A 25,581-nucleotide genomic window follows, 5' to 3' on the forward strand; every position below is an offset into this window, starting at 1 on the left:
GGAAAACCTGGGAGTTCCCATAAGCCACGGTTGAAGAAAGCACAGCCGAGACTTGACAACATACTACGCATTCTTTGGTAATAAGCCTTTCGGAAAAGAAAATTCAAAGCTGAAACAACTAAACATAACTTGAACGAAGATTTTTTGCAAGCTCGACGAGTTTTTTAGCCCTCTCAAAATCGATGTCATTCTTCGTTTTTCCCTCCTCCTTAATCCAGGTTCCCACTATGAAGCCGTCCGCATACCTCCAGAGCTCCGGCAGGCTGTCGTAGGTTGTGCCCGAGCCCACTATCACGGGAACCGGGGAGATTTTCTTGGCAACGGTGAGTTTTTCTATGTCAACGGGCTTTCCGGTTGCCCTCCCGCTTACAATCACGGCATCAGCCAGTCCCCTCTCAACCGTGTCGCTCAGTGCATCTTCAAAGTCTCCGAAGTGATGGGCATGCTTGACATGGACGTCGGCAAAAACCCGGATTTTTGAAGGGAGGAACCTCCTCAGCTTTGCCAGCTCATGGGCGATTCCCTCAATGATGCCCTGGTCTGTATAGGCTACGCCGCTCAGCACATTCACCCTTATGAAGTGCGCCTTCACGGCGTATGCTATCGAATAAGCCGCTGTCCCGTCGTTCCTCAAAACGTTAATTCCAAGGGGGAGGGAGGTTTCCTCCCTAATGGCTCTGGCGACAACGGTAAATGCAGCCACCGTTGTTTTATCCACCGTCTTTGGAAAGGGCACATCATTGAAGTTCTCGACCATTATGGCATCAAAGCCAGCCCTCTCAAGCTTTTTAGCCTCCCTCACGGCGTGCTCAATGACCCCATCGAGGTTCCCATCATAGAGATAGGAGCCCGGCAGGGGTTTGAGGTGCACCATACCTATGAGAAGCTTTCTTTCAAAGTTCATTGAATCACCGAAATAAAATGCTTCAGGGGATATAATAAAATTGCGGCAGGAATGGAAAGATAAAAAGATGTTACCTCTTTGTGAGTCTGTAGGCCTTTATCGTGACGGTATATGTATCCGTTCTGGTTAGCTGTAACTTTTATGAAGTTTGTGAGCCTCATTATGGCCAGCATTCCCTCCTCCCATCTTCATTGGAGAGCTTTCGGGGCCCCACATCTTCCGTTTTCAGTCCCCATTCGGGCTTAAAACGCCCACATACCGAAGACCGCATCAATTTTTTATGTTCTCCATATTTCCGTCTGCCTCAATCCTATCCTGTAGGTACCGGTGAGCATCATTTAACAACCTTAATATACTTCAATCCACAACCTGATACAGGTGAAACTTATGGTTGAAAAGCTCCCAAAAGGGATTGGTGAAAACCTTCAGCCCGGAGAAGACGTGCTGTTTGCGATTAAGAAGAAAATGGGTGTGGAGAAGCCGAAATGGCTCATTGTTACGGACAGGAGAATAATCTATTTTGATGAGAAGATGTTCGGCAGATACGACATGAAGGCCGTTCCATATGAAAAGCTCGAAGAGGTTTATGTGAAGATAGGAAAGATGTATGCCGAGTTCATCATAAGGAAGGAGGATGGGGAGGAGATAAAGCTTGAAAGGATGGACAAATCAAAGAGCAGGGATGCAATTGAGGCCATAAAGGAGGCCATAAACAGAATCGCGGTTGAACCCGTGGGCATTGAACATAAAAAGCATCTAACGAGTCAGGAGATGTGGATACACAAGCCCAAGGAGGTCGTCAGCAGGAGCATAAGGATGGAGGCGAGAAGGATTGCGAGCAGAAAAGAGGAGGATCCCCTTGAGAAGCTCAAAAAGCTCAAGGAGCTCTACGACATGGGAGTCCTCTCCCAGGAGGAGTACGAAGAAAAGAGAAAGAAGCTCTTAGAGCGGATTTGAGTGATAATATGAAGGGCACGGATGGAAAAACCAAAAAAGCCCTTCTTCTCCTGTTATTGCTTATTCTAACGGGTCCATTTGCCTTCCTCTGGCTGGCATTCACACTCCACAGGGCGGAGCCGGAGATTCAGATTGAAGTTGAGGCGGATGGAGAAGCGGGGGAGGATGCATTCGAGTGGAAAAGCATGTGGGAGGAGGACTAGCGCCTCCTGAAAGAGAGCAGTATTAATATCAGGCCGAGAACTGCAATGGCTCCATAGACCGGCCGGTATTCATGCTTTTCTCTTGGATATGGCCTGTTCCTGAGGATGACGGTGCCGTTGCTCTTCCCATATAGCGTGATGTTCAGGGGCTCAAGCTCGCCCCATGGGCTCCCCCTGTAGAGCTGAACCTCAAAAGTGGCTTCTACGGGAAGGCTCACGACCTGGAAGTAGTAGCCGGTTGGCGATTTGTAGAGGGGTATGGGCTCCGCGAGCTCGGGTATGTCCCCTTTGATCCAGAGCTGCCCTGTTGCATTTACGTAGCTCCCGTTTACCACAAGGAGCGCCGCCCTCTGCTCTCCGCTCAGATATCTTATTCTCACAGCGTTGCTCCTCTTTCCGCCGCTCTCGACGGTTACGTTGACCCATGCCTCTTTCGTCCTGATTTCTGGCATCTCGAAGACCACCATGCCATCGCTCCATTCGAGAACTCGGGCATCCCTGCCCCCGACTGTGACCTTTCCTCCCTTTCCAAAAGCGACGCCTCCGAGGACGATTTTATCTCCCGGTTGGGCGAGATACGGGGTAACCGAACCTATAAGCGGCTTTTCCTGCCTTCCCTTGAAGGAGAACACCAGAATCCTGTTCTTTGGGGCCTCCAAAGTGGCTTTTCCATCCTTAACGCTCATCTCCACACCGTAGAGCACGTCCCTATAGGCCCCATCGCTCCAGTTGAGCGGAATTTCCAGGGCTCTGTCCTCCCTCTTGTTGAGCACCACCAAAACACGCTCCCCTCCAAAGCTCCGCTCGAATGCCCATGTCGTGTAGCTCTTATAGATGTCCCTGAAGTCCCCGTAGGCCAAAGCGTTGTTCTCCTTCCTGAGCTCCGCTAGAGTCCTTATTATCCTCGCCGCCTCGGTGGTGTTGTTGAAGACCATCATGGGCCTGTTGTAGGGGTCGCCCTTTCCTTCCCTGCTCACCAGATAGCTCTCGTCCCCGTAGTAGATGACGGGAATTCCCGGGAGGGTCATCAGAAGCCCCAGAGCCATGTGGTAGCCCTCCCTGCCGGGACTTTCGCTCAGGAACCTCGGGAGGTCGTGGTTGTCGATAAAATTGACCGCCTTGTTAGGATAGACGAAATGGGCATAGTATTCGTGGAGGTAATCGGCCAGCTCCGCAAAGCTCCCCCCGAAGCCCAGAGTTGAGACGATTCTGTCCCTTATCGGGATGCTCAGGAGGGGAGATATGTTGGAGTAGCGGTAGAAATCGTACATGTCTGCATCCTCGGCATATTTGAGCCTGTAATATTCCCCGTATATCAGCAGAGGAGCTCTTCTGTATGCATATGCATAGAAGTTCGTTAGCCATCCCAGATCCATGTGCTTTACAGCATCCATTCTGAAGCCGCAAACACCGGCCTTTATGAAGAGGTTCAGGCTTTCCTTCAGGTAGCTATCCACCCAAGGGTTCAGCTGGTTGAAGTCCGCCAGGCCAAAGATGCTCTTTGACTTCATCTCCCATCCGTAGTAGTTCTTTACGTTGCCGTTGTGGTGGTAGATGTATTCGAGACTCCCTGTGTAGGGGTTCACGGTGGCGTTTTTCTCGTCCCTGAAGAAATCTGTTATCTTGGTTCCGTTGTCGTAGAGGGAACCGAATTCGCCATCGTCTTCGGGGTTTGAATGATTTGGGACAAATCCCACGATTATGCACATGTTCCTCTTCTTCGCCTCCTCCACGAGGCGCTCAAATGTTTTCCAGTTTCCGAAGTGCTCCTCTATCCTCTTGTAATCATGGGTCCAGTAGCCGTGATAGGGAGCCGAGATGCCGGCCATTCTGTTTATGTTGTCGTTGATGGGTGAGAGCCATATCATGCTCACGCCGAGGCTTTTGATGTAGTCGAGCTTCTCGGTTATGCCCTGCAGATCGCCGCCCCAGTAGAGGTAATAATCTCTGTGGTCTGGGTCATAGAACGGCCGGTCATTGCTCTGATTTCCATCATAGAACCTGTCGACCATAATCTGGTAGATGACTCCTTTTTCAGGAATCTGGTATGCCAGAACACCCGGAGCAAGCAGTATGAATATGAACAGCACAGCCAGCACTTTCCTCATTGTATCACCGAAAGTGGTAGAAGAGAGAAGTTATAACCTTTTTGCAGCTTCCGAGCGTGTTTAGGGTTGGTGTTATTTCATCACAGGGTTCAGTGTTCAAGTCCCCATGTGCTGGAGGTCAGTATCCTATTATATCCTCAACCGGAACCTCTGCGGTGCTGCCGCATATCTCCTCGTTGGCTGATTTCACAACCCTGAGAACGACACTGTCGCATCTCCTCTCCCATGATAAAATGCTCGTGGCGATTTCTTCGAGCAGGGAAAACGCATCGGGGTTTCTGTTCTTAATGGTTTCCCTGTTTATGAAGTAGAATGCAATGCGGGTGGTGTTTCCCACGAACGTCGAGATGTTCCTCACGAGCCTTATTGCCTCCGTGTGCTCGGACATCAGGAAGACCTTGTATATCCCTAGAACAGGGTTGAAGAGGGTATCCTTTCCTGCCCGCCATCTGTCGTAGACCTTCCCGTAATACTTGAAGTCCAGCGTGTACTTATCAAGCTCAATCGTGTTTATGATTTTTCCAACGTTCCGGTATCCCCCGATTTTCATCACACTGGCCTTCTCAAGATGCTGAACCGGAACCCCCTTCAGCTTCAGCCTCGTCATGAATTCAACCAGTGTGTCGGCGAGGTCGTCGATGATTAGCTCCCTGCCATTTTTCCTGCAGTATCTGACCATAAAATGGAGGAGCAGTTCGGGGGAAGATACAGGCTCGTATTCTATTAAAACCGTTTCTCCTGCCTTTATGCCCGCGAGAATTCTCTCCAGCTGTTCATGGCCCATGCTATCCCTCCGGATAGAGTTAACGACAGCCATGTATAAAAATGTTGTCCGGTTTTGGCAAAATAACAAGAGAACATCAAACTATTTTTCCATATATAAGCATCCTTGGCGATATAAACCCACTCAAATCTTCATCTTTTCTGCCGAGGGCTGCGATGCTGTTCAGCATCTCAAAGATGTTGCCCACAAACATGTTGTCCTTGAATGGAATCAGCTCTCCGTTCTCGATTCTGTATCCCAGCTCCACGGTTAGGGAAAAGTCCCCGCTTATCGGGTTGGCCGTATGCTCTCCAAAGACCTTCTTTATTACAATGCCCTCATACTCCTCCAGATTCTCCCGCTTCCCGTCGACTATAACGTTGCTGGCCGCTATGTGGGGCATCGTCCTGAAATCCCTCGCTGCATTGGCGGTGCTCTCCATGCCCATAAGCCTGCCGTATGTTTCATCGAGCAGAAACCCCCTGAGAACTCCCTTCTCGATCAGCACGCTTCTCCTGCCGGGATTACCCTCACCATCGAATGGGTAGCTCCTGGCACCCCCTTCAATGGTGGAATCATCTACAAGCGTCAGAATCTCGCTGCTGATTCTCTCCCCGATTTTCTGAAAGCGTGACTGTCCGTGATAGACACTGTCCCCGTACAAGCTGTGCATCAGGATGCTCACCACTGATGAGACGGCGTGCGGCTCCAGCACCAGCTCCCCTTCATATTGAGAGATTTTTCCTGCGCTCCAGCTCAATTCGGCATCCCTTCTGGCCTCTTCAATGCCCCTCTTCATCTCCCCCTCAGCCTCTGACAGCCTCCTGAAGCTCCTGTAGTAGCTTCCGCTGCCTCTCCTCCCGTTCTTCTTCAGCACGTAAACCCCCATGCTGATCCCGGTGCTCTTCATGGTCTTCTCAATCCCGTTGGAGTTCATAACCCCATCTTCTGCAGTCCCGAAGGCAATTCCCCCTGAGAATGTATGTTCCTCCCCGAGAATTTCCCTTCCCTTCTCGATCATCATTGTGGCGGCATCATAGCCCTCCTCAAACGACATCTCCGCTGTCGCCCTGTCATAAAGTCCAGGGACGTTGTTTTTCTTTTTGCTGTCCGGAAAGCCGCGGAAGGGAACCTCACTAACCCTGGCGAGCTTTATGGTTCTCTCGACGAACCTCTCAAGCTCCTCCCTCCGATGCGAGACTCCCGTAATGTATGAAAACCCCGTCCTCCCCCTGTATCCAATTCGCAGGCCTATTCCGGAGTGGAACTTCTGCTGGGCCCTCACAATCTCGTACTTTTCTATTTTGAAAGAACTGCCTGTCCCTATTTCCCAGTAAATCTCCCACTCGACGTTTTTGTGATTGAGGATTCTCGCAAGTTCGTCCATCATCTCAGTCCACCCACCAGAGCCCTCGTCAGCACATGGGGCCCTCCGTCATCCACGGGCACCCACTGCCCCTTGCCGCAGTAGCCGGGGAACTCAATCTTCAGGTCCCTGCCAATTGCCCTTATGCTCATCAGAACGTCCAGAATCTTGCCGGATAGCGCTACATCTCTTATGTGTGCTTTAATCTCCCCGTTTTCAATGAGGTACCCCTCTTTGGCCCCGAACATAAAAGTCCCGTTCGCTATATCAACCTCTCCACCCTTGTCCCCTATGAGGTAGAGGCCCCTCCTCACTTCACCGAGCATCTCCTCGAAGCCCCAGTCCCCCGGCTCTATGTAGGTGTTGCTCATCCTCACGAGCGGCTGGTAGTTGTAGCTCTGCGCCCTTCCGTGCCCGTTGGGCTCCATCCCAAGATATGCGGCCGTCTCCCTGTCGAGGAGGTACTCGTTGAGAACGCCGTTTTTTATTATCTCCACGCGCCTGCCCTTTATCCCCTCGTCGTCGTAGATGTAGCTCCCGAACTTGCCCCTCAACGTCGGGTCGTCCACGACGGTAAGCCCCTCAACCGCTATCCTCTCGCCGAGTTTATCCCCCAGTATGCTCTCGCCGTTCTTTACCGCGTCCCCCTCGCTCGCATGCCCTAAAGCTTCGTGGATGAAAACTCCCGCCAGCTCGGGGTCCATTATTACATTTTCTTTTGAAAGCCTCGGGGAGGAGATGCGGGAGTTCTAAAACCGGCCTTTGAACGGGAAAGCAACACTTTTTTAAAGATTAAAAATCATACCATACTTTGAGATGAAGCGTTCGGTAACGGTTAAACTCCAACCCTCAAAAAAGCAGGAGAAAATCCTCTTCGAGTTAGCTAACATTAACGCCAAAGTCTGGAATAGGGTAAATTATCTAAGGAGACAACAATACTTCCGAGAGCAAATCGTGGACTTCAATAAAATCGAGAAAATCGTTTATGAGGAGTTTAAGGGGGAAGTCGGCTCCGCTACCGTTCAACAAATCTGCCGGAAGAATGCTGAAAGCTGGCGGAGTTTCTTCTTCCTCCTGAGGAAAAAACGCAACGGTGAACTTCCCTCCGGGCTGAAACCGAAACCTCCAAACTACCTAAAAGAAGACGGGAAGAGGAAGTTCTTAATCATTCTTAGAAACGACCAGTATCGGATTGATGGCAACAGACTAATCCTTAAAGGTCTCGGAAGGTTTAAACGCTTGGAAGTTCAATTCAAGGGCAGAATACACTTGAAAGGCAAGCAGGGAAGGTTGGAAATAACCTACGATGAGGTAAAGCGGAAATGGTACGCTCACATGAGCCTTACGACAGAGGAAAAACTCGAAGGGGAGGAGTGGGTTAAACTCCCGAGGACTCCAAAAGGAAGTCTCTCGGCGGGAGTTGACTTGGGAGTGAACAATTTAATGGCTGTTTACGTTGAAAACGGCCAGAGCTTTCCCGTGAACGGGAGGCCTTTAAAGAGCATTGACTTCTACTGGAGGAAAAAGGTTGCAGAATACCAGTCCAAACTCAACAAGTCAAGCTGTAAAAAGAGCAGGAAGCTTAAAAGAATGCACGCTAAAGCCAAACTTCAGGCGAAGCATTATATCAACACTACAGTAAGGCAAACCGTGAGGAAGCTTTACGAACTCGGCGTTAGCAGAATTGTGATTGGTTATCCAAAGGGAATCGCCAGAAACTCTGAAAGAGGAAGGAGGCAGAATTTTCTGCTTTCCCGCGTGTGGCGGTTTAATTACGTGATTAAACGTCTCAAGGAGGTTGCTGAAGAGTATGGTATCTCTGTTGTGGTTGTGAATGAGGCTTTTACTTCAAAGCTTTGCCCCGTTTGCGGGAAGCCCCACAAGGGGGCTCGCTTCGTTCGTGGATTATTTAAGTGTCCTACAACGGGGCTTGTCTTTAACGCTGACTTAGTTGGAGCGTTTAACATTTTGAAGAAAGCGGTAAAAACGATAACCCCGAACTTGGGCGGGCTTTATGCTCAAGGGAGGGGTAACTGGCCTAAGACCGGACCAGAGGGGTCGAAAACCCACTTTTTAGTGGGTCTAAATGAAACCCCTCAAACCTCCCCACCGCAAAGGGGAGGAGGTCAGCTCATAGTATTCAACACCGTACTTCTCCGCGAGTTTTTCCGCCTTTTTTATGAGTTCCATCATCAGCACCATAGAGAGGGAAACGCTTTATATCCTTTTCCGCATACAGTATATAGATTGATGTACCAAAAGAGGATTAAACCCAGAGTTTGATGGTGTTGTGGTAGCATGGATACCCGGGAGAGAGTGCTTGAGCATATCAGGAAGCATCCAGGGGTGAGCTTTAGAAAGCTCGCTGAAGAGCTCAATCTCGGCATTGGCGACCTTCAGTATCATCTGTACAGGCTGGAGAAAAGCGGCGAAATATTTTCGAGGAAAATGGGCGGACGGAGGTATCTGTTTCCGAGGGACATGGAGGGGGAGTATCAGAGAATGCTGATAGCAATATCAACCGAGACGAGACGTAAGATAATGCTGCTCCTTGCGAGGGGAGAGAAGAACCAGAGCGAGCTTGCTGAAAATCTGGGGCTAACGCAGGCCACTGTAAACCACCACATGAAGGAGCTACTCAAGCTTGGGGTTGTGAAGAGCAGGAAAGAGGGGAGGAAGGTTATCTATTCGCTCAACTGTGATGTTGATACCATGATGAGAATCATCCGGGAATACAGGCCGAAGATATGGGAGAGGTGGGCTGAACAGCTCGTCGACATGCTTGTGGAACTGGGGGGTGCGGAGGATGCTTGAGGGTTTAAATCTGGTGCTCAGCCTGATAGTCCTTGCAATATCCGTGGTTCTGGCATTTATATCGTGGGTGGCATACCGCAGGAGCCATCTCAGGAGCGCCCTTTACCTGCTGATAGCGTTCATGCTCTTTGCGCTCAAGAAGGTTGTTGAGAGCTTTTATCTCCTCACATCGGTGGAGCGGGAGGTTCTGGATGCAACGGTGGCTGTGTTTGAGATTCTGATACTCTCGGCGTTTTTCCTTGCCATAACAAGGGAGCGCTAGCGCACTATCATCGTGGGGGGCTTTATGAGGCCCACAACATCCTCCAAAAGGCTCCCTATCCTCGTTTTTCCGCTCTTACCGTAGGCCCCCATGACCACGAGGGAGTATTCGCCGCTGTTGGCCTCGCTGAGAATCTTTTCCTTGGCGTTTCCTTCGGTTATCTTTATGGAGCAGTTAACCCCCTGTCTGTGGCAGAAGTTGAGCATATCTGCCATTATTTCCTTAACGCTCTTCTTCATTTCCCTCCATACCTGCTCCTCGAACCTCTCCATCTCCTCAAGCTTGTCGCTTCTCATGGTCATGCTGAAGGCTATGGCCTTGGCCTCCTTTCTGTCAAGAACCGAAAAGAGGATGACCTTTGATTTATTTTTTCTGGCGAGGGCTATGGCGTGAAGGGCCGCTTTCTGGCTCCATTTTGAACCGTCGACCAGAACCAGAATTTTCATATCTCACACCCCCATATACCTGATCCAGAGTATCGCCGCTCCGGCGCCAACCGTGAGCACCATGATTATCATTCCAACCTTTAAAAAGTCCATGAAGCTTATTTTTATTCTTTCCCTCTCCGCAATTCCTATAACAACAACATTCGCTGAAGCCCCTATTGCCGTGCCGTTGCCGCCCAGGCATGCCCCCAGGCTCAGGGCCCACCAGAGAGGACGGTTATTGAAGAATGCCCCCATGGCCTTTATCAGGGGTATCATCGTGGCGGTCAGGGGTATGTTATCGACTATGGCGGAGGAGAATGCTGAAAACCATGTTATCAGCAGGAGGGCCTGCGCATCGGTGTGCACATAATCAACCAGCTTTTCGGCAATACCTTCAATAACACCCGTCTGGACGAGCCCCCCGACCACGATGAAGAGACCCCCGAAGAAGAACAGTGCAGGCCATTCAATCTTTTCAAAAACCTCCTCAGGGCTTTCCTTGGACCATACAAGGAGAACCGACGCCCCGAACATTGCAACAACTGCAGGCTCAATGTTCAGCCTGTCGTGGACGAAGAAGAGAACAACGACGAGCATTATAACAGTCACGGACTTTTCAAAAAGCCTCAGGTCTTTTATTGCTCCTTTTTCGTCCATTCTGTTGAGTATTGAGCCAAGCTTTTCCTCCTTTTCAGGGGATACCTTTAGCTCTCCCCTGTAGAAGAGATAGATAAACACGAAGGCAAGGAGAAGGTCTACGAGGGCTATCGGGGCCATATTCATGAGGAAGTCGTTGAACGTGAGCCCCGCGGCAGAGCCTATCATTATGTTTGGGGGATCCCCTATCAGGGTTGCGGTTCCCCCTATGTTTGAGGCAAAAATCTCCGCAAGGAGAAAGGGGACGGGGTCGAGCTCCATCAGTCTGGTAACATAGAGGAGCATGGGGGTCAGGAGGAGGACGGTTGTGACGTTGTCGAGGAAGGAACTAACCAGAGCAGTCACAAATGAAAAGAGCAGCAGAACCCTTATTGGATTCCCCCGCGCCATCTTTGCGGTTTTTATTGCTATGTACTCAAAGAGGCCGCTTTTTTTAGCCGTGTTCACTATAATCATCATGCCCGTGAGAAGGAGCAGCGTGTCAAGGTCAAGGTAGTCCGGGACATTTTCCCACGGGACGATCTTCAGCATAAGGAGCAGGGAAGCTCCGAGGAGTGCTGCGACGGCTCTGTGGATCCTTTCGCTCATTATCAGGGCATAGGTAAACAGGAATATTGCTATTGCTATGCTAGCCTGATCCATATTTAAGCCCCCTAATATACTATCACAGGGATATCAACATGGTGCACGATTTTCATCACGACAGGGCTTATTGAACGTGTTTTTGTTATTTCGGAACCATAAAGCCTGGGAATGACCAGGAGATCCCTTTCCCTGGAGAGCCTTATGACGTCCTCACTTTTGTTCCCGAAAAACATCCTCGTACGTACCTTAAGCCCCGAGTCTTCGAGGGATCGGGCAATTCTCTCCAGCAGTTCCCGGCCGGCTTCCTCTTCCTTCTGCCGGAATTCCCTGCTGGCCTCATCCCCCAGGGTTTGTCTTATCAGGGCACATGCATCTTCACTCATTATATAAACCACTGTGACCTCAGCATCTTCACAGGCCGAGAGAACTTCGTAAATTTCCTCAGGAACATTCCTGGTGCTCCTGTCTACAGGCATGAGGATGGATTTTATCACTGGGAGCGAAAGCTCTTCTTCCGTCAGGAAAAACTCTTTGTAGTTCTTCAGAATCCTCTCGTATCGGGTACCGGCGATATTCTTGAATTTCCGGTTGATTATAGTTAAGAAGATGCTCATCGGTATCCCCAGTGTTGTCAATTGGGTGAGGAGCTTTTAAAAGTTATCTAAAAATTCCCTGGATTAGAAAGATGAACCACAAGAGATTTATTAAGGGTTAAGGGAGAGGTTTTCTGGAGGTGGGAGAGGTGAAAAAGCTGATACCATTGTTCTTTGTGCTGCTCCTGCTCTCTCCGCTTGCAGCGGCACAGTGTCCTGCTGAGGGACATACGGTTGTCATGAAGGCCCCTGCGGTCTCAAAAACATCAACGGGTGAGCTGGTTGGAGTTGCCACGGATTTCGTCATCACAGTGGCCCCGGGTACAGGTCACGTCTACGTGGAGACATGGCCGCTCGCTGAAGTCGACATGCAGGCCTCCGCAAGACTTGCGGCGGAAGTGGCAGGAAAGGTCCTTGGGGTTGATATGAGCAAATATGATGTGTTTATCCAGATAAAGGCTGATTCCCCTATAATAGGCGGGCCTTCCGCCGGCGGCACAATGACCGTCGGCATTATCGCTGCCCTGAAGGGGTGGAAGGTCAACCCGAAGGTTATGATGACCGGAATGATAAACCCGGACGGCACAATCGGGCCTGTTGGTGGGATACTTGAAAAGGCCTCAGCTGCACACAGCGTTGGAGCAACCCTCTTCCTAATCCCTGAGGGACAGAGGATTCAGATGGTTCAGCAGACCAAAAAGAAAGAAATCGGAGGAATAATCCAGATAACGACCACGAGCAAGAGGGTGGATGTTGCGAAGTATGCGAAGGAGAGATGGGGGCTGGAAGTCAAGGAGATAGGGGACATTTATGATGCGGTCTTTTACTTCACGGGTCACAGGATAGAGAGGCCGAGGGTTCCCGAGAACATCAGGATAGAGACCTCTTTCCTCAAGAAAGATGCCGAGGATGACTATAAAAACACCACCGCTTATTACGATGAGGTGGAGAAGGAGCTCAAGGACAGCAGCGTTAGCTATGACACATACACGACACTCCAAGCTGCCCTCAACGATGCCAGCTCAATTCTGAACGAATCAAAAGCAAGCCTTGATCAGGGCATGTACTACACAACGCTGAGCAAGGACTTTCAGGCGAGAATCGCCATAAGACATGTGCAGTGGCTTCTAAGCGTCAGCCAGGGGGGAGACATGGAAAAGCTGCTGAATCAGGTGGATTCCGAAATCAAAGCCGATGAGGCGTTCATATCAAACCTCACAATAAAGGGAACCACAATGCTGCAGGCCATAGCGGCCGCTGAGGAGAGGATAGAGGAAGCGAAGAGCCTGCTCAAGGATGCCAGGAAGTACTACTACCAGAATGACTACTGGGATGCTGTGAGCAACGCTGCGTTTGCCTATGAGCGGGCAAAAACAGCCGTTTTCTGGGCAAAACTCGGGGAAAGATATGCCACCGGGAGCGAGATAAGCAGGGAGGTGATCAGGGACACGGCCAGAGAGTACATAGACAACACGAAGCTCGTGGTAACGTACATAGAGTCAATGTTCGGGAATATACTTGGAAATGACCTGCTGGACAAGCTGAACAATGCAGAGCAGTACTATGAGGATGGCAAATACTCGGCCGCTCTCTTCACGGCAATGGAGGCGAGAATAAGGTCTGAGGTTATTCTGGACACGATAGGGATAGACAACCAGACCATCCTCCAGAACAAGCTCCAGCGGATGAAGGACTCGGCAAAGGTTGCGATAGCGATGGCCCAGAGCAAGGGCGTCTACCCCGTTCTGGCCATTGCATACTACGAGTTTGCCGAGAGCTATGAGAAGAAGGGCGATATTCAGGATCTCGAAACCGCAATGATATTCTACCAGTATGCCAGGGAAACGGCAACCATGTTCCTCACACAGGTGAATGCCCCCAAAATCATAGAGAATATAACCAGCTCAGTTCCCCAGATTGCAATCCCGGGAAATGAGAGCAGCACAACATCCAGGGAGCCGGCAAACACGACGAGCACATCGAAAAGTTCGGGCTCGGTCTGCGGGCCTGCAGTGATAGTGGCCCTTGCGATGATTCCGCTCCTCTTCAGAAGACGCTGATTCTTTTGTCTTTTTACCTTATTATTGAACTTTAAACCCCCTAAAATTCAATCCTAATCCCAATTCAATCTCTAAGCTCCGCTCTAACGTCCTCATCCAGGAGGGCAAAGAGCAGGAGCGCCGAGATGAGGGTCAGGGTAACTGCGGGCATGGATAGACCCAGCATGATCCAGAGAAGGCCGAAGAGAAAATCCAGCAGCGCTATATATGGCGAGAAAGCAATCACGGCCTCGTATCCTTTTTTTATCCCTACGGCAAACCCGAGATGGAGGATGCTGATTACGGTAAAGCCCCCGAGCATCAGAGGCTCTTTTATGCTCAGGACTGCCAGGCCGAGGAAATAAAAGGAAAGAAAACCTAGGGACACCAGCACGGTTGTCTTTGCATTCACCCTCATTCTCCCAGCTCCTCCACGGGGAGCTTCATTTTCAGGGATACGAGCAGCAGGATTATCCCGAGCAGGGCTACTCCGAGAAATATTACCATGCCGGCGCTCACGCTTGATACCAGTATGAACATTACATTCGGCGCCACCGCATTGGCGCTGTTGGAGAGGAGTCCAAGTGCAAAGCTGGCCTTCGGGTAAATCTCCTTCGGATACGCTGCGGGAGCTGTCGTCCAGAAGGCAGGCCCCGTTCCCTGCACTATCCCCGTGATGGCCAGGCCGATGAGAGCCATGATATACTGGCCGGAGGAGATTCCCTTCCACACTATGAAGAGCCCTATGAATGCTATCGCATACGAGGTTATCATAACGCTCACTATTGCCCTGAAGAGCCCTCTGTGGGATGGATTCTTAACTGAAAGACGGTAGCCGAGATATCCCATGATTATTGACCACAGTGCCATGGAGATTTCTAAGGCGGTTACAAGGTTGGCGACCTGGGAGTCGGTGAAATTCACGTGATGAAGTGTAAAGGAGCCGAGGGTGAAGATTATCCAGAGGGCCGGAAAGAACGTGAAGCCGAAGACCCACGTGAACGGAAACTTCCACACGCTGACGCCCGAGCCCCCCTTCTCCTCGTGGGGTATTTCAAAGTCCTCAACCACAAGCCACCAGAGGGCAAGGGCGAGGTACATAATTCCCGCTGAAATCAGAAACACCCTCTCCACTGCAGACCAGTCTGAACCTGCCGGGACAAACAGCCTTGCGAATGTTATCCCGTAAAGACCCCCCCAGAATATCCCTGAGAGGATTATACCTTTGGCAAAGGGTCTTTCTGCAAGGAACAGCCTTGCAACCTGGGTGCTGAACACTGCTATCAGTGCAACTATGAATCCCTGGAAGAACCTGAGGGCCACGACAATCCACCAGCTGCCGACGAAGGGCAGTATGAACTGGGGTATGGCGGCAAAGCTAACTATAAGCGCCACGCTCTTCTTGAAGGAGCCCTTGAATATCCCGGTTCCACCGAGGAGGAACGCGACGAAAAGGCCTATAACAAACGCATCCTGCTGATAGCTGAGTGCGGAGCCATTTATTCCGTAGTGCTGGATTACAAGTCCTTTGAATTTTTCCAGCATGTGCATCGTTCCGAATCCCGCAGCGACCACAAACATGTCAAGGAAGACGGTAATCCATCTTTTATCCATTTAATTCCCTCCTTCAGAGTTTTCCAGCGATCATAAGCACTCCAAAAATAATGAAAATTGCTCCTGCAATCTTGTGAATCAGGGAGAGGGGGAGCACGTCCCCCATTTTCTCCCCGGCAAGTGCCCCTATTATATTAACCGCAGCCAGTCCCAGAATTGCGCCAAAAAATGCGGTTTTCCACCCGTATTTGGAGGCAAATGCCATTGTGGCAATCTGGGTCTTGTCTCCAAGCTCGGCGAGAAAAATTGCAGCAAAGATGGCAAAGAGCTCCTCCATTCCCATCTCACCGTCAGATTTCTGAGAGCGCCCTTCTCATCCTTTCCATAGCATCTATCAGCCTTTCCCTGCTGGTTGCATAGCTTATCCTGACGTATCCTTCTCCGGCCTTGCCAAACGCGGTCCCCGGAATCACGACAACCCCCGCCTTTTCAAGGAGCCAGTTTGCAAAATCCTCGCTGCTCATGTCGAGTTCTGGATCAATCCTTGCGAATATGTAGAAAGCTCCCTTGGGTTCAAATGCATCCATGTGAGGCATGTCCCTGAGGTATTTGAGGACGAGCTTTCTCCTCTCGTTGTAGGTCTTCCTCATCTGATGAACAGCCTCCCAGCTCCTTTCGTCCCGCAGGGCTGTTATGGCTGCCACCTGAACGAAGGAGGTGACGTTGCCTATGACGTATGCGTGGAGCTTTATCATGTCCTTTATGATCTGTTCCGGAGCTATTGCAAATCCAAGGCGCCAGCCTGTCATGGCAAAGGTCTTTGAAAAGCTGTTGGCGAGAACGGTATTGTCAGGAGCATATTTTATCATGGGGTAATGTCGGGCCCCATCATAGAGGAAGTGCTCGTAGGGTTCATCGCTGAGGATGTATATGTTGTAGTCCTCCGCTATGTCCGCGATGGCCTTTACGGTTTCCTTGCTCAAAACAGCGCCTGTTGGGTTGTTCGGATAGTTGATGACTATCATTCTGGTTCTTTTGGTTATGAGGTCGACAAGCTCATCAGGGTCTATCTGGAAGCCGTTCTCCTCCCTGAGAGGAATTCTGATTATTCCCGCCTCGGCTATCTTTGCGTCTTCAACATATGACACAAAAGCCGGGTCCGGAATTATGACGTCATCACCCTTTTCCAGGAGGCTTTCAAATGCGAGATATGTGGCCTCATAGGCACCTGCGGTGACTATGATGTTGTTTGAGGGGACATCCGTTTTGTAAAATTCCCTGTAATACTCAGAAATGGCCTCCCTGACCTCCGGTATTCCCGCATTTGGGGTGTAGTGGGTGTAGCCTTCATCGAGGGCTTTTTTGGCAGCTTCCACTATGACATCCGGTGTGTTAAAATCCGGTTCCCCTATCCCAAGGGAAATGACGTTTTCCATTTTCGAGGCTTTTTCAAAAAGCTCCCTGATTTTTGAGCGCTGTATCAGATTTATTCTTCCTGCAAGGAAATATTTACGTTTTCTATATCTCATGAGCATCACCCCGGGCATTTAAGGGTGAAAGAAAGCTCTTATAAAGTTATCTGGAAAATTATATAGAAAAACCCGCCGTGTGACTACAAAACTTCAACCAAAGCTGCCCTTTCGAAAAGACTTTTCAGGTTTTCATCCCTGCATTCTCCTAGGGGCAGCTCTTCGGCATTCAGCAATTCCATCAGCCTCTCCTCACATCTGTCCCCGTATGCAACGGCAAAGTTTTCCCCTGGCCGTGCCCCATACTCCCTGATGGCTTCAGCTATCTGAAGCGTGCCGGCAAGTCTGAGCAGGATTTCACCGTTTACCGTTCTGGCGTGGTTGGTTCCCCTCTCAAATGCCCTTAATGCCAGGATTACTGCAAATACAACATGCTTCCAGCATTCGGCATTCACAATCTGGAGTCCCCTGCCGATTCGTGATACCATCTTCCCTGCATCATCAACCTGAATTCTGGCAATGCACAGCCTGTGATTCTCTGTTTCTATAACCTTCATAAAGTCCACCCTCAGGTGATATGCGGTTAGCTCATTTAAACCTTCTCCAGCAGGTATTTTTAAACATTTTAAATTTTTTGATTATTAATCTAATTTCCAAAATTTTTTTGGGTTTTATAATATTATAATATTAAGATGACAGCAAAAAGTATTTAACTAATTAAAGCACATGATTATATTAGCCTCTTCATGGATTGGGTGGTACATCTATGAGCAGGATGAAAATAATCAGCGTACAGCTTCCCCAGGGGCTCATAAACGCCATGGATCAGCTTGTTAAAAAGGGGGTATATCCGAGCAGAAGTGAGGTCATAAGAGAAGCTGTGAGGGAGCTGTTAAAGAAGGAGCTCTATGCCCTTGAAACTGAAGAACGCTCAACTCCTGAATACATCCTGAAATAAGAGGCTTGAATCAGATATTTGCCGAGATGAATATTTACTGGGGGTCGGGTAGATGGTATTTAAACTGCTTGAGCAGGCTGGTATAAAGCTCGATCTGGACGACGAGCCCAGATCAAGGAATGCACTGTTCGATGAAAGCGTTGAGGGCCTGATAAAAATCGCGATAGTTGGCGTGGGCGGTTCTGGAAACAACACCATAACAAGGCTCTATGAACTCGGGGTTCAGGGAGCCGAGCTGATAGCCATGAACACCGATGCCCAGCACCTGGCAAGGACCAAGGCCCATAAAAAGCTCCTCCTCGGGAGGGAGATAACACAGGGGAAAGGCTCGGGAGGAAATCCCGAAATCGGCTACAGGGCTGCTGAAGCGAGTGCCCATGAGATATCCGAGGTAATAGGAGATGCTGACCTGGTTTTCATAACGGCAGGGATGGGCAACGGGACCGGAACCGGGGCTGCACCGGTGGTTGCAAAGGTTGTAAAGGAGCGTGCAAGGCATAACGGCAGATTCAGGGAGCCTCTGGTCATAAGTGTTGTTACGTTTCCCTTCAGGAATGAGGGGACTGTCAGGATAGAGAAGGCTAAAGCTGGTATAAAGGCCCTGCTCTACTACTCGGACACGGTGGTCATAATTGAAAACGACAAGCTCCTCAAGCTCGTTCCCAAGCTGCCGATATCAGCGGCGTTCAGATTTGCGGATGAGATTATAGCCAGGATGGTTAAGGGGATAACGGAGACCATAAAGCTCCCGTCGATGGTTAACATCGATTTTGCGGATGTTTATAGTGTCATGAAGGACGGGGGTGCCGCGTTAATTGGAATAGGGGAGAGCGACTCCACGAACAAGACCGTCGAGGCCGTGAAGAACGCCCTTGAAAACAAAATGCTCGATGTCAAGTTCGGCAGCGGTGATAAAGCTCTGGTTCACTTCACGGTCGGGCCTGATGTTAGCCTGGGCGAAATAAGCGCGGCTATGGATCTGGTCTACGAAAAGCTCGGCGCTAAATCCGAAATCAAATGGGGTGCGAGGATCGATGAGGACATGGGTAAGGTCGTCAGGGCAATGGTGATAATGACGGGTGTGGATTCCCCGCACATCCTCGGCGGGGAGAATGCCCTTCAAACAGGGGAGAAAATAGTAATGCCCGAGCTGGAAAAGCCGCTCCTCGGAAAGAAAAATGACTTTGACGCAATATTCAGGACGGTCAGCGGCAGCAGAGAAGGAAAAAGAAAGCTTTCACCCGAAATCAGCCGTGTCCTGGGCGATTTTGTGGACCTGACCTGATCTTCCTTTACTCTTTTAAGCTCCGTCAGGTGATAGCATGGCAAGGGTTATCAGCATAGCCAATCAAAAGGGCGGGGTGGGTAAAACAACCCTGGCGCTGAACCTGGGGTTTGCCCTCTCCCAGATGGGTAAAAAGGTTCTTCTGGTTGATATTGATCCACAGTTCAACCTGACCTTCGGGCTCATAGGCATGGATGTGCTGAATTATGCTGAAAACAATGTGGGGACTATAATGACGAGGGAGAGCAGCGTTGAGGACGCCATAGTCGAGGTCAGGAAAAACCTTCATCTGGTTCCCTCCCACCTGAACCTCTCGGCGAAGGAGATAGAGATAATAAACGCATACAACAGGGAGCGGCGGCTGGAAAAGGCGATAACGCCGGTTCTGCCGGACTATGACTATGTTCTCATAGACAATCCTCCGAGCATGGGTATTTTCCTCGTCAATTCGCTGACGACATCGGATTATGTGCTGATTCCCCTGGAGCTCAGCTACTTTGGAGTCATAGGGATGCAGCTCATGTTTAACCTGATGAGAATGATACGCGAGGAGACCAATGAGCACCTCTCCCTCCTCGGGCTTGTTCCCAACAAATTCACGAGGCAGACGAAGGTGCCAGCACTCAGACTCAGGGAGCTCAGGGAGACGTATCCCGATGCACCCCTGCTCACGACAATCCCGAAGTCAATAGCCCTTGAGAAGGCGCAGTCACAGGGTGTTAGCATATTTGAATTTGAGGGTGATGGTAGGGCCGCTAAGGCGTTTGCCAAGCTCGCCAGAGAGGTGGTAGGAATTGTCGAGGGATAATAGGGATAAGGGTAAGAAGGATAAAATCCCCAAACTTTTTGATGGCTCCGTTAATGAGCTCACAAGGCCTTCAAAAAAGAAAGGTGAAAAGAAGGAGGACATGAAGAAGATCAAGAAGCAGAAAACGCTGTATATAAGCCTCGACATGAACAGAAAGCTCATTGAACTCTACGGGGATGAGGGAAGAAGGCAGAGCACAATTGTTGAGGACGCGGTGAATCTCTATTACTACCTTAAAAAGGCCATCGGGGAAAAGAACTTTGACGAGCTTATGAGCGTTGTCAGAAGGGAGGATCCGGAGTTCCTGAGGGAGCACATATCAAAGCTCAGGATTTAAACCTAATCCGCTCAAATCGGGGTTATGCTTCCGGTGATGAAATCAGATGCTGAAATCACTCGCAGAACGTCTCTACAATCCTCTCTATTATTTTGCTCGTCTTTGCCCTGTCCCTCTTGTACATGTACGGTATTCTTATCACCTCGGCGTTTATTCCGCTCTCCCTCAGGCTTTTCTTCAGTTTCTCCTCATTGAAGAACTGGTCGGGACCGAGGGCTATGATATCGGGATTAATCCGCCTGACCAGCTCAAAGCTTATCTCGTTGGGATTGCCGATATAGACCTCATCCACCATCTTGAGGGCCCTCAGGAGTTCCGCCCTGTCCTCAGCTGAATTTATGGGTTCTCTGCCTTTCATCCTTTTAACCGTTTCATCATGGGCCACTATTACTATAAGCTCGTCACCCAGGCTTCTGGCCTGTGACAGGAAGTGTATGTGTCCAACGTGGAGGAGGTCAAAAACCCCCCCAACCAGAACCCTTATTTTCCTTCCCGTTCCCATTATCCCACCGTCAGCTCCCATATTTTATCCTTGGCGTGGTGGATGACCTTAACGGCCTTTCCCCTTGGTTTTTCCACCATGCTCCTTCCGTCCATCAGTGCTATACCTATTGCCAGCGGTCTTCCATAGTCCTCCTCGGCAACAAAAACAAAATCTCCCTCCTCAATCTGCTCGTCTGCATCCGTTATTCCCGCCGCCATGACATCGGCTCCCTTTAATATGAACGGCACCGCTCCGGCATCCACTATTACCCTCTTTCTCCATTTTCTGAGGTCTTCCTCATTCTCATTTGAAATCCGGTAGAGAGCGATAACAAGGGGGAATATAAGCCCTCTCCTCTTTATGAATGCGGGCTTCCCGTTTACGAGTATTATCTCGGTTGTTTTATCAAACTCCGCCAGCTCAACCTTATCTTTTTTCTTTATGAGCTTTTTAGCGGCTTCCTCTCCGAATGATTCCTTCATGATTCTCATTATCTCCTTAACTTCCTTTTTGCTCAGGGGGTGTTTAACCTTCAGTGCCGGCATTCATCTCCCTCCAGAGATTTTCAGCGGCTCTCCTTGGATTCCCGGAGGTGTATATGGCCCTCCCGACTATTATGTAATCCGCACCCGCCTTTAAAACCTCTTTAGCCTTTCCTCCCTGCGCTCCGACGCCCGGTGTTAAAATTTTGATGCTCCTGTGGAGCTTTTTCCTTATGTATCTGACCCTCTCGGGCCTTGTTGCAGGCGCTATAACGCCAAAGGGCTCAAGCTCGTTGGCGAGCTCTATGAGTTTATCCGTCACCGGCTGGATGAACTCCCCTGCCCCGGGGTGGCTCATTTCCACGACGATTATCGTCTCCCCGAGCTCCATCACGGCTTTAACGCTGTCGCTCCCGGGGAAGCCGTGGGCGATGATGTAGTCTGCCCCTGCCTCGAAGACCCTCCCCGCTATAAGCCTGTTGGTGTTAGGGATGTCTGCGAGCTTCAGGTCTGCTATTATTGGCAGTCCTGTTTCTTCCTTCAGTTCTCCGACAATGTCAATGCCGGAACCCAGAATCAGAGGCCAGTTGACCTTTATCCCCCACAAAAAATCCCCGGTCTCCCGGGCAATTTTCAGCGCTTTTTCCCTCTCGTACACGTCAAGCGCAAGAATCAACCTGCTCATAATTCCACCCCTTCAGATTTTGGATTCTGGATTTTGTTTTTAGATTTAGGGTATCCCCGGATAGCTCATGCCCCTTGATGATTTGCCCCTTCATCCCGTCAGATTCACGATTTCCCTGGGCAGCTCGTCTTCCTTGAGTGATACCGCCACGTGTATGGCGCTCTTCAGGGCATCTGCATCCTTTTCCGCCCATGTGATTACTATTAAATCTCCCTCATCGGGTGCAAGGGACTCTATGCTCCGGACAATCTCCGGAAATGTCTCCCTCAGCTTTCGCTCGTCCTCCGGAAAAACCGCTTCTCCGTTCTTGATCAGCAGAATCATCGCACCCCTTGCAAAGAATCTTATGGCCTCATCCCTGAGCTCTATGCTCTTGAATCCCGGCGGGTTCCTGACCTTCAGGGCGACCGCTGGCATCCCATCAATTTTTTCAGCTTTAACCGGCTCGGAGAACAGCTCCTTTATTCTCCCGAGGAGTTGAATCCCCTTTTCATTCAAAAAATGACCCTTCTGTGTTGAGGTTATGATTCCGAGGGTCGAGAGCCTCTTTAAAAGCGTCCTCACGCTACCCTCTCCAAGGCCGAGCTCATCGGATATGGCTTTTCTTCCAGTCGGGTTCTTCAGCATAAAGATAACGGCAAGTGCATCTTCAAGGCTGAACTCCGGATATGCTCCCCTCTTCCAGCTCATTCTTCCTCCCCAAGAAAAGTTTGTGCCTTTAATAAAAAACTTTTTGGAAAATGTCTGAAATTGTTGATGGTTGAGTTATGCGGTTAGCCCCTCAGGTGGTTTTCCCTGGGAGTGCAAAAACTTCAATAAAGCATCAAACGAAACAACCCCGACTTTGGACACGCCTGGAAAATGGATGGAAAGGTCAGAGCCATCTCGGCTCTAAGCCAGCCCAGATGTGCATCTTCTCGTTGGCAATGATGCGCGGTATGTTGCCCCTCTCCTTAGGTCCCGGGTTCTTCATGTAGAAGGCGTTGACCTCATAGACGGTTCCGAAGGCCTTCTTCTCGACCGCCATCTTTCCGAGCCTTGCCAGATCAACGAGCAGGCCCGCTAAAGCTGGGCTGTCGTTTATCCTGCCGGTTATGATGAGCTCATCCCTGGCACCGTTGAAGCTGACGTACTCGATGTGCATCGCTATGAACTTCTTGTCTCCGAGCGGCTCAAGGAAACCGGTGGGCTTGATGTAGTGGGGAGCATCGTATCCGAGGAGCTCCTTGACGACCGAGCTCTTGGTGAACTCCTTGCTCTTGTTCCTCTCCTTGTCAGTTAGGGCAAGGAAGTCGTTGTTTCCGCCGATGTTGAACTGGGCTATGTCAAGCACATACCTGTTCCTCTGGGCGAGGTGGCTGAGTATATCAGCTGTGAGCGGCGTCGCTCCCGTTGCTCCGTCGTCACCGAAGATAACCATGTTGCTCTCCTTGGCGAGCTCGACGAAGGCCGGGTCGTTGGCTATAAGCGTTGGAATCGCGTTGACGAAGGCAGCCCCGCCGGCTTCCCTGGCGTACTGGGCTATGGCATAGGCGTAGACTTGGGTCGCGGTGAGCCTGTCCCTGTTGTCCTCCTCGATGGCCTTCTCAAGCTCCTCCCTGCTTCCGAAGGGGACAAAAGCTTCCGTGGTGCAGACGTTGATGAACACCTCTGCCTTAAGCTCCTTCCACTCGTTGACGAGGTGCTCTACCGCTTCGCTGAGCGTCATCTCATCCTCAAGGCCGGTGGCCTCGATCGGAAGGTTCCTGAGGCTCCTCAGGTGAATCCCCTTCCTTATGGTCAGGCCTTTGAGGCTCTCCGGTGCCTCAGGGTCGTAACTCCTGACGACCTCGTGGAGATTCTTTCCGACCTTGGAGGCATCAACGTCGTAGGAACCGACTATCTCTATCTCCCTGATTTTAACCGGAAGCTCGTCGGCGAGGGGAACGCCGTAGGGCTCCATCTTTCCGGCCTTTATCTTCTCAAGGCCACTCGCGAAGATGCTGGCAACATAGCCCTGTCCGAGTATGACAACCTTCACCATCTTTCCACCTCCTTATTCTGCTATACAATATTTTATGTTCATTAAATAGTTTTCGGTTATAAATTATCTGTCCGGACTCCAAAAATTTTATAAATAACAAATCCTAACTAAAAGGTGGCACCTGTCTGCTTTCTTGAATAACAGTTTAGAGCCTTCTGGGCTCTGGTTTTGAAAGCTTTGGAGGGGATATCAATGAGGGCGAGGGTTATCTGGCTGGTGGCTCTGGTGCTTCTCGGAGTGGTTGCCAGCGGCTGCATAAGCGGCGGTGGAGGAACGCAGACTTCTTCTGCAAAAATCCAGCTTACAGGAGACTTCACAAAGGATGCGGTTGCCGTGGGTAAGGCTCTCCAGCAGAACGGAATCAGCGAGGTTAGGTTTTCTGCATGGGGCTCGGGCGATCCAAACAGCGTCATGAGAGTTTATGGAATCGTTGAGGCGGCGAGGAGAATAAACAGAATCTGGGAAAAGAACGGAATTAAGGTGAAGATAACAATTACGGACACCCATTATGTCGCTTCTTTCCAGGATGCATACAAGGAGTATCTGAGCAAGCAGCCCCTCGGACAGGCTGGAGATTTCTTTGTGAACAGCTACGCATTCCTGCCGACGCTGGCGGATGAGGGATACATCCTCGACATAACCGACTATGCCAAAGCATACAAGAGCGTCATCGACGACTTTTACCCGTCACTTATCGAGGCTTCAAAGTTCAAAGGAAGGCTCTACGGCCTGCCGCAGGACACCGAGGCGAGGCCGCTCTACATAAGAAAGGATGTTGCGGCAAGGATAGGTCTAAACCTCAACGGGCTTGACGAGAAGGTGAAGAATGGAGAATTTACCTGGAGCGATGTCTACATGTGGGCCAAGAAGGCCAAGGAAAGCGGTGTTGAGTGGGGTCTCATCCACAGGAAGGGCTCGGCTCACCCGGACCTGATACAGTTCATCTTCGCCTTCGGTGGAAAGCTCTATGACCCTAACACAGGAAAGCTCGTCGTCGACGTTCCCGCAGTTTACAAGTGGCTGTACGTTGAGTGGAAGTTTGCCCGTGACGGCCTTCTCCCGAAGGACATAATGAGCTGGGACTGGGCCAAGCAGATACACCCAACCGTCGTTGAAGGAAAAACGCTCTTCGACATAGGCGGAACCTGGTACTGGACGGAATGGCAGACCAAGCAGTACTACAATGGGAGAAGCTTGACCCCCGAGGAAGTTAAAAAGTGGTTCTACTACACGCTCTTCCCGGCCGGAGAGAAGGGGGATAAGCCGGTTACGCTGAGCCAGCCCTTCATCTGGATGATCAACTCCAAGGCCGGCCAGCAGAACCCGAAATACGATGAGCTCAAGGACGTATATCATGAGCTCGCGTTCCTCATGGTGGTAAAGGCCAGTGATCCGGATATAAATGCAATCCACAGCGTCATCTCAGCCCACCTGCCGGTCAGAAAGGCCGCTGCCAAGCTCATCAAGGACGAAAAGTGGCTCAATGACCTCAAAGCGCTCAACCTTGACCTTGATCCAACCGTCAAGGACAACATAAAGGACATCGTGAAGGCTACAGTTAACCCGATAAACGCCGAGTTTTTGGCAAACGTGAGCTACATGCTCGAATACACCCACCTTGCTCCCGCCCATCCGAAGTACCCGGCACTTGCGGATATCTTCAAAGAGGCCGTGGACAGGGTTCTCAGGGGAGAGATGACACCGAAAGACGCGGTTAACTTTATAATCCAGAAGGTGAAGGCCGATTCAGAGCTCGCCCAGAATGTTGAAATTGTCGGGGAGATTCCGGAGAACTGGAAGTTCCCGCAGTGACGGGG

At 50.4% G+C, this 25,581-nt stretch carries 28 protein-coding genes and 1 pseudogene; 11 read left to right on the plus strand and 18 right to left on the minus strand.

All coding sequences use genetic code 11. The features are described from left to right. Nucleotides 1-118: 118 nt before the first annotated feature. Nucleotides 119-904 (minus strand): BtpA/SgcQ family protein, encoded by a 786-nt coding sequence (locus ACYQ27_RS02500; protein ID WP_456454046.1) that lies wholly within the window; start codon nucleotides 902-904, stop codon nucleotides 119-121. Nucleotides 905-1,291: 387 nt separating this feature from the next. Here ACYQ27_RS02500 and ACYQ27_RS02505 point away from each other — a divergent pair, with 387 nt between their 5' ends. Further along, nucleotides 1,292-1,861 (plus strand): PH domain-containing protein, encoded by a 570-nt coding sequence (locus ACYQ27_RS02505; protein ID WP_460040943.1) that lies wholly within the window; start codon nucleotides 1,292-1,294, stop codon nucleotides 1,859-1,861. Between the two features lie 8 nt (nucleotides 1,862-1,869). After that, nucleotides 1,870-2,064, plus strand: coding sequence for a hypothetical protein (locus ACYQ27_RS02510; RefSeq protein ID WP_460040944.1), 195 nt, complete (start codon nucleotides 1,870-1,872; stop codon nucleotides 2,062-2,064). Here the strand turns inward: ACYQ27_RS02510 and ACYQ27_RS02515 are convergent. The 4 genes and pseudogenes from ACYQ27_RS02515 to ACYQ27_RS02530 form a co-directional block, all read right to left on the minus strand. Continuing rightward, nucleotides 2,061-4,172: an alpha-amylase family glycosyl hydrolase gene (locus ACYQ27_RS02515; protein ID WP_460040945.1), complete on the minus strand. Its 2,112-nt coding sequence runs from the start codon at nucleotides 4,170-4,172 to the stop codon at nucleotides 2,061-2,063. The two genes, ACYQ27_RS02510 and ACYQ27_RS02515, sit on opposite strands and share 4 nt — an antisense overlap. 118 nt (nucleotides 4,173-4,290) lie before the next feature. Next, nucleotides 4,291-4,989, minus strand: a complete 699-nt coding sequence (locus ACYQ27_RS02520; protein ID WP_460040946.1) for a DUF257 family protein — start codon at nucleotides 4,987-4,989, stop codon at nucleotides 4,291-4,293. Nucleotides 4,990-5,032: 43 nt separating this feature from the next. Beyond that, nucleotides 5,033-6,325, minus strand: coding sequence for a TldD/PmbA family protein (locus tag ACYQ27_RS02525; RefSeq protein ID WP_456454039.1), 1,293 nt, complete (start codon nucleotides 6,323-6,325; stop codon nucleotides 5,033-5,035). Then, nucleotides 6,322-7,014 (minus strand): annotated as a pseudogene (locus ACYQ27_RS02530) (TldD/PmbA family protein); the annotation flags it as partial. The gene ACYQ27_RS02525 and the pseudogene ACYQ27_RS02530, both read right to left, overlap by 4 nt. 103 nt (nucleotides 7,015-7,117) lie before the next feature. On the opposite strand from ACYQ27_RS02530, the gene ACYQ27_RS02535 reads away from it, so the two are divergent. Genes ACYQ27_RS02535 through ACYQ27_RS02545 form a run of 3 tightly spaced genes read left to right on the plus strand, consistent with a single transcriptional unit; the run spans nucleotide 7,118 to nucleotide 9,377 of the window. Next, the gene (locus ACYQ27_RS02535; protein WP_460040947.1) at nucleotides 7,118-8,584 is read left to right on the plus strand and encodes an RNA-guided endonuclease InsQ/TnpB family protein; all 1,467 of its coding nucleotides are present in this window, start codon (nucleotides 7,118-7,120) and stop codon (nucleotides 8,582-8,584) included. 15 nt (nucleotides 8,585-8,599) lie between these two features. Then, on the plus strand, nucleotides 8,600-9,115 hold the full coding sequence (locus tag ACYQ27_RS02540) for a winged helix-turn-helix transcriptional regulator (protein WP_456397173.1): 516 nt from the start codon (nucleotides 8,600-8,602) through the stop codon (nucleotides 9,113-9,115). Beyond that, a complete protein-coding gene (locus ACYQ27_RS02545) occupies nucleotides 9,108-9,377 on the plus strand; it encodes a hypothetical protein (RefSeq protein WP_456397172.1) in 270 nt (89 codons plus the stop codon). Before ACYQ27_RS02540 ends, ACYQ27_RS02545 begins: the two co-directional genes overlap by 8 nt. Here ACYQ27_RS02545 and ACYQ27_RS02550 read toward each other — a convergent pair. Genes ACYQ27_RS02550 through ACYQ27_RS02560 form a run of 3 tightly spaced genes read right to left on the minus strand, consistent with a single transcriptional unit; the run spans nucleotide 9,374 to nucleotide 11,661 of the window. After that, nucleotides 9,374-9,823: a universal stress protein gene (locus tag ACYQ27_RS02550; RefSeq protein WP_456397171.1), complete on the minus strand. Its 450-nt coding sequence runs from the start codon at nucleotides 9,821-9,823 to the stop codon at nucleotides 9,374-9,376. The two genes, ACYQ27_RS02545 and ACYQ27_RS02550, sit on opposite strands and share 4 nt — an antisense overlap. Before the next feature lie 3 nt (nucleotides 9,824-9,826). Beyond that, the gene (locus tag ACYQ27_RS02555) at nucleotides 9,827-11,104 is read right to left on the minus strand and encodes an ArsB/NhaD family transporter (RefSeq protein WP_460040948.1); all 1,278 of its coding nucleotides are present in this window, start codon (nucleotides 11,102-11,104) and stop codon (nucleotides 9,827-9,829) included. Nucleotides 11,105-11,115: 11 nt separating this feature from the next. Continuing rightward, on the minus strand, nucleotides 11,116-11,661 hold the full coding sequence (locus tag ACYQ27_RS02560; protein ID WP_460040949.1) for a universal stress protein: 546 nt from the start codon (nucleotides 11,659-11,661) through the stop codon (nucleotides 11,116-11,118). 128 nt (nucleotides 11,662-11,789) lie between these two features. Here ACYQ27_RS02560 and ACYQ27_RS02565 point away from each other — a divergent pair, with 128 nt between their 5' ends. After that, nucleotides 11,790-13,700 (plus strand): S16 family serine protease, encoded by a 1,911-nt coding sequence (locus ACYQ27_RS02565; protein ID WP_460040950.1) that lies wholly within the window; start codon nucleotides 11,790-11,792, stop codon nucleotides 13,698-13,700. A 64-nt stretch (nucleotides 13,701-13,764) separates the two neighbouring features. On the opposite strand, the gene ACYQ27_RS02570 is transcribed toward ACYQ27_RS02565, so the two are convergent. From ACYQ27_RS02570 to cgi121, 5 genes are all read right to left on the minus strand, one after another. Beyond that, on the minus strand, nucleotides 13,765-14,097 hold the full coding sequence (locus ACYQ27_RS02570) for a hypothetical protein (protein WP_456454033.1): 333 nt from the start codon (nucleotides 14,095-14,097) through the stop codon (nucleotides 13,765-13,767). Beyond that, on the minus strand, nucleotides 14,094-15,293 hold the full coding sequence (locus ACYQ27_RS02575) for an MFS transporter (RefSeq protein ID WP_456397162.1): 1,200 nt from the start codon (nucleotides 15,291-15,293) through the stop codon (nucleotides 14,094-14,096). Before ACYQ27_RS02575 ends, ACYQ27_RS02570 begins: the two co-directional genes overlap by 4 nt. Nucleotides 15,294-15,306: 13 nt before the next feature. After that, the gene (locus ACYQ27_RS02580) at nucleotides 15,307-15,570 is read right to left on the minus strand and encodes a TMEM165/GDT1 family protein (protein WP_456454057.1); all 264 of its coding nucleotides are present in this window, start codon (nucleotides 15,568-15,570) and stop codon (nucleotides 15,307-15,309) included. A gap of 13 nt (nucleotides 15,571-15,583) precedes the next feature. Then, nucleotides 15,584-16,762, minus strand: coding sequence for an aminotransferase class I/II-fold pyridoxal phosphate-dependent enzyme (locus ACYQ27_RS02585; protein ID WP_456454055.1), 1,179 nt, complete (start codon nucleotides 16,760-16,762; stop codon nucleotides 15,584-15,586). Nucleotides 16,763-16,845: 83 nt separating this feature from the next. Continuing rightward, a complete protein-coding gene (gene cgi121 / locus ACYQ27_RS02590; protein ID WP_456397158.1) occupies nucleotides 16,846-17,259 on the minus strand; it encodes a KEOPS complex subunit Cgi121 in 414 nt (137 codons plus the stop codon). Between the two features lie 209 nt (nucleotides 17,260-17,468). Here cgi121 and ACYQ27_RS02595 point away from each other — a divergent pair, with 209 nt between their 5' ends. From ACYQ27_RS02595 to ACYQ27_RS02610, 4 genes are read left to right on the plus strand one after another with little or no spacing between them, the layout of a single operon-like run. Next, nucleotides 17,469-17,660: a ribbon-helix-helix domain-containing protein gene (locus tag ACYQ27_RS02595; RefSeq protein ID WP_456397156.1), complete on the plus strand. Its 192-nt coding sequence runs from the start codon at nucleotides 17,469-17,471 to the stop codon at nucleotides 17,658-17,660. A gap of 52 nt (nucleotides 17,661-17,712) precedes the next feature. Then, entirely contained in the window at nucleotides 17,713-18,945 is a 1,233-nt protein-coding gene (gene ftsZ, locus ACYQ27_RS02600) for a cell division protein FtsZ (RefSeq protein ID WP_456397154.1), read from the plus strand. 37 nt (nucleotides 18,946-18,982) lie between these two features. Next, nucleotides 18,983-19,753 (plus strand): ParA family protein, encoded by a 771-nt coding sequence (locus ACYQ27_RS02605; RefSeq protein WP_456454032.1) that lies wholly within the window; start codon nucleotides 18,983-18,985, stop codon nucleotides 19,751-19,753. Beyond that, a complete protein-coding gene (locus tag ACYQ27_RS02610) occupies nucleotides 19,740-20,090 on the plus strand; it encodes a CopG family transcriptional regulator (protein WP_456397150.1) in 351 nt (116 codons plus the stop codon). The genes ACYQ27_RS02605 and ACYQ27_RS02610 overlap by 14 nt, the downstream gene beginning before the upstream one ends. A 55-nt stretch (nucleotides 20,091-20,145) precedes the next feature. Here the strand turns inward: ACYQ27_RS02610 and ACYQ27_RS02615 are convergent, their stop codons facing one another. The 5 genes from ACYQ27_RS02615 to ACYQ27_RS02635 form a co-directional block, all read right to left on the minus strand. Beyond that, entirely contained in the window at nucleotides 20,146-20,592 is a 447-nt protein-coding gene (locus tag ACYQ27_RS02615) for an FAD synthase family protein (RefSeq protein ID WP_456397148.1), read from the minus strand. Further along, nucleotides 20,592-21,119 carry an RNA-binding protein gene (locus ACYQ27_RS02620; protein ID WP_456454031.1) on the minus strand — a complete coding sequence of 176 codons (528 nt, stop codon included), beginning with the start codon at nucleotides 21,117-21,119 and terminating at the stop codon, nucleotides 20,592-20,594. Before ACYQ27_RS02620 ends, ACYQ27_RS02615 begins: the two co-directional genes overlap by 1 nt. Beyond that, nucleotides 21,100-21,741, minus strand: coding sequence for an orotidine-5'-phosphate decarboxylase (gene pyrF / locus ACYQ27_RS02625; RefSeq protein WP_456454030.1), 642 nt, complete (start codon nucleotides 21,739-21,741; stop codon nucleotides 21,100-21,102). The genes ACYQ27_RS02620 and pyrF overlap by 20 nt, the downstream gene beginning before the upstream one ends. Nucleotides 21,742-21,831: 90 nt before the next feature. Then, on the minus strand, nucleotides 21,832-22,431 hold the full coding sequence (locus tag ACYQ27_RS02630; protein WP_456454029.1) for a DUF4443 domain-containing protein: 600 nt from the start codon (nucleotides 22,429-22,431) through the stop codon (nucleotides 21,832-21,834). 184 nt (nucleotides 22,432-22,615) lie between these two features. Then, nucleotides 22,616-23,764 carry an inositol-3-phosphate synthase gene (locus ACYQ27_RS02635; protein WP_460040951.1) on the minus strand — a complete coding sequence of 383 codons (1,149 nt, stop codon included), beginning with the start codon at nucleotides 23,762-23,764 and terminating at the stop codon, nucleotides 22,616-22,618. Between the two features lie 192 nt (nucleotides 23,765-23,956). Here ACYQ27_RS02635 and ACYQ27_RS02640 point away from each other — a divergent pair, with 192 nt between their 5' ends. Further along, entirely contained in the window at nucleotides 23,957-25,576 is a 1,620-nt protein-coding gene (locus ACYQ27_RS02640) for an ABC transporter substrate-binding protein (protein WP_456453535.1), read from the plus strand. Nucleotides 25,577-25,581: the final 5 nt, after the last annotated feature.

Source organism: Thermococcus atlanticus, from assembly GCF_054657855.1.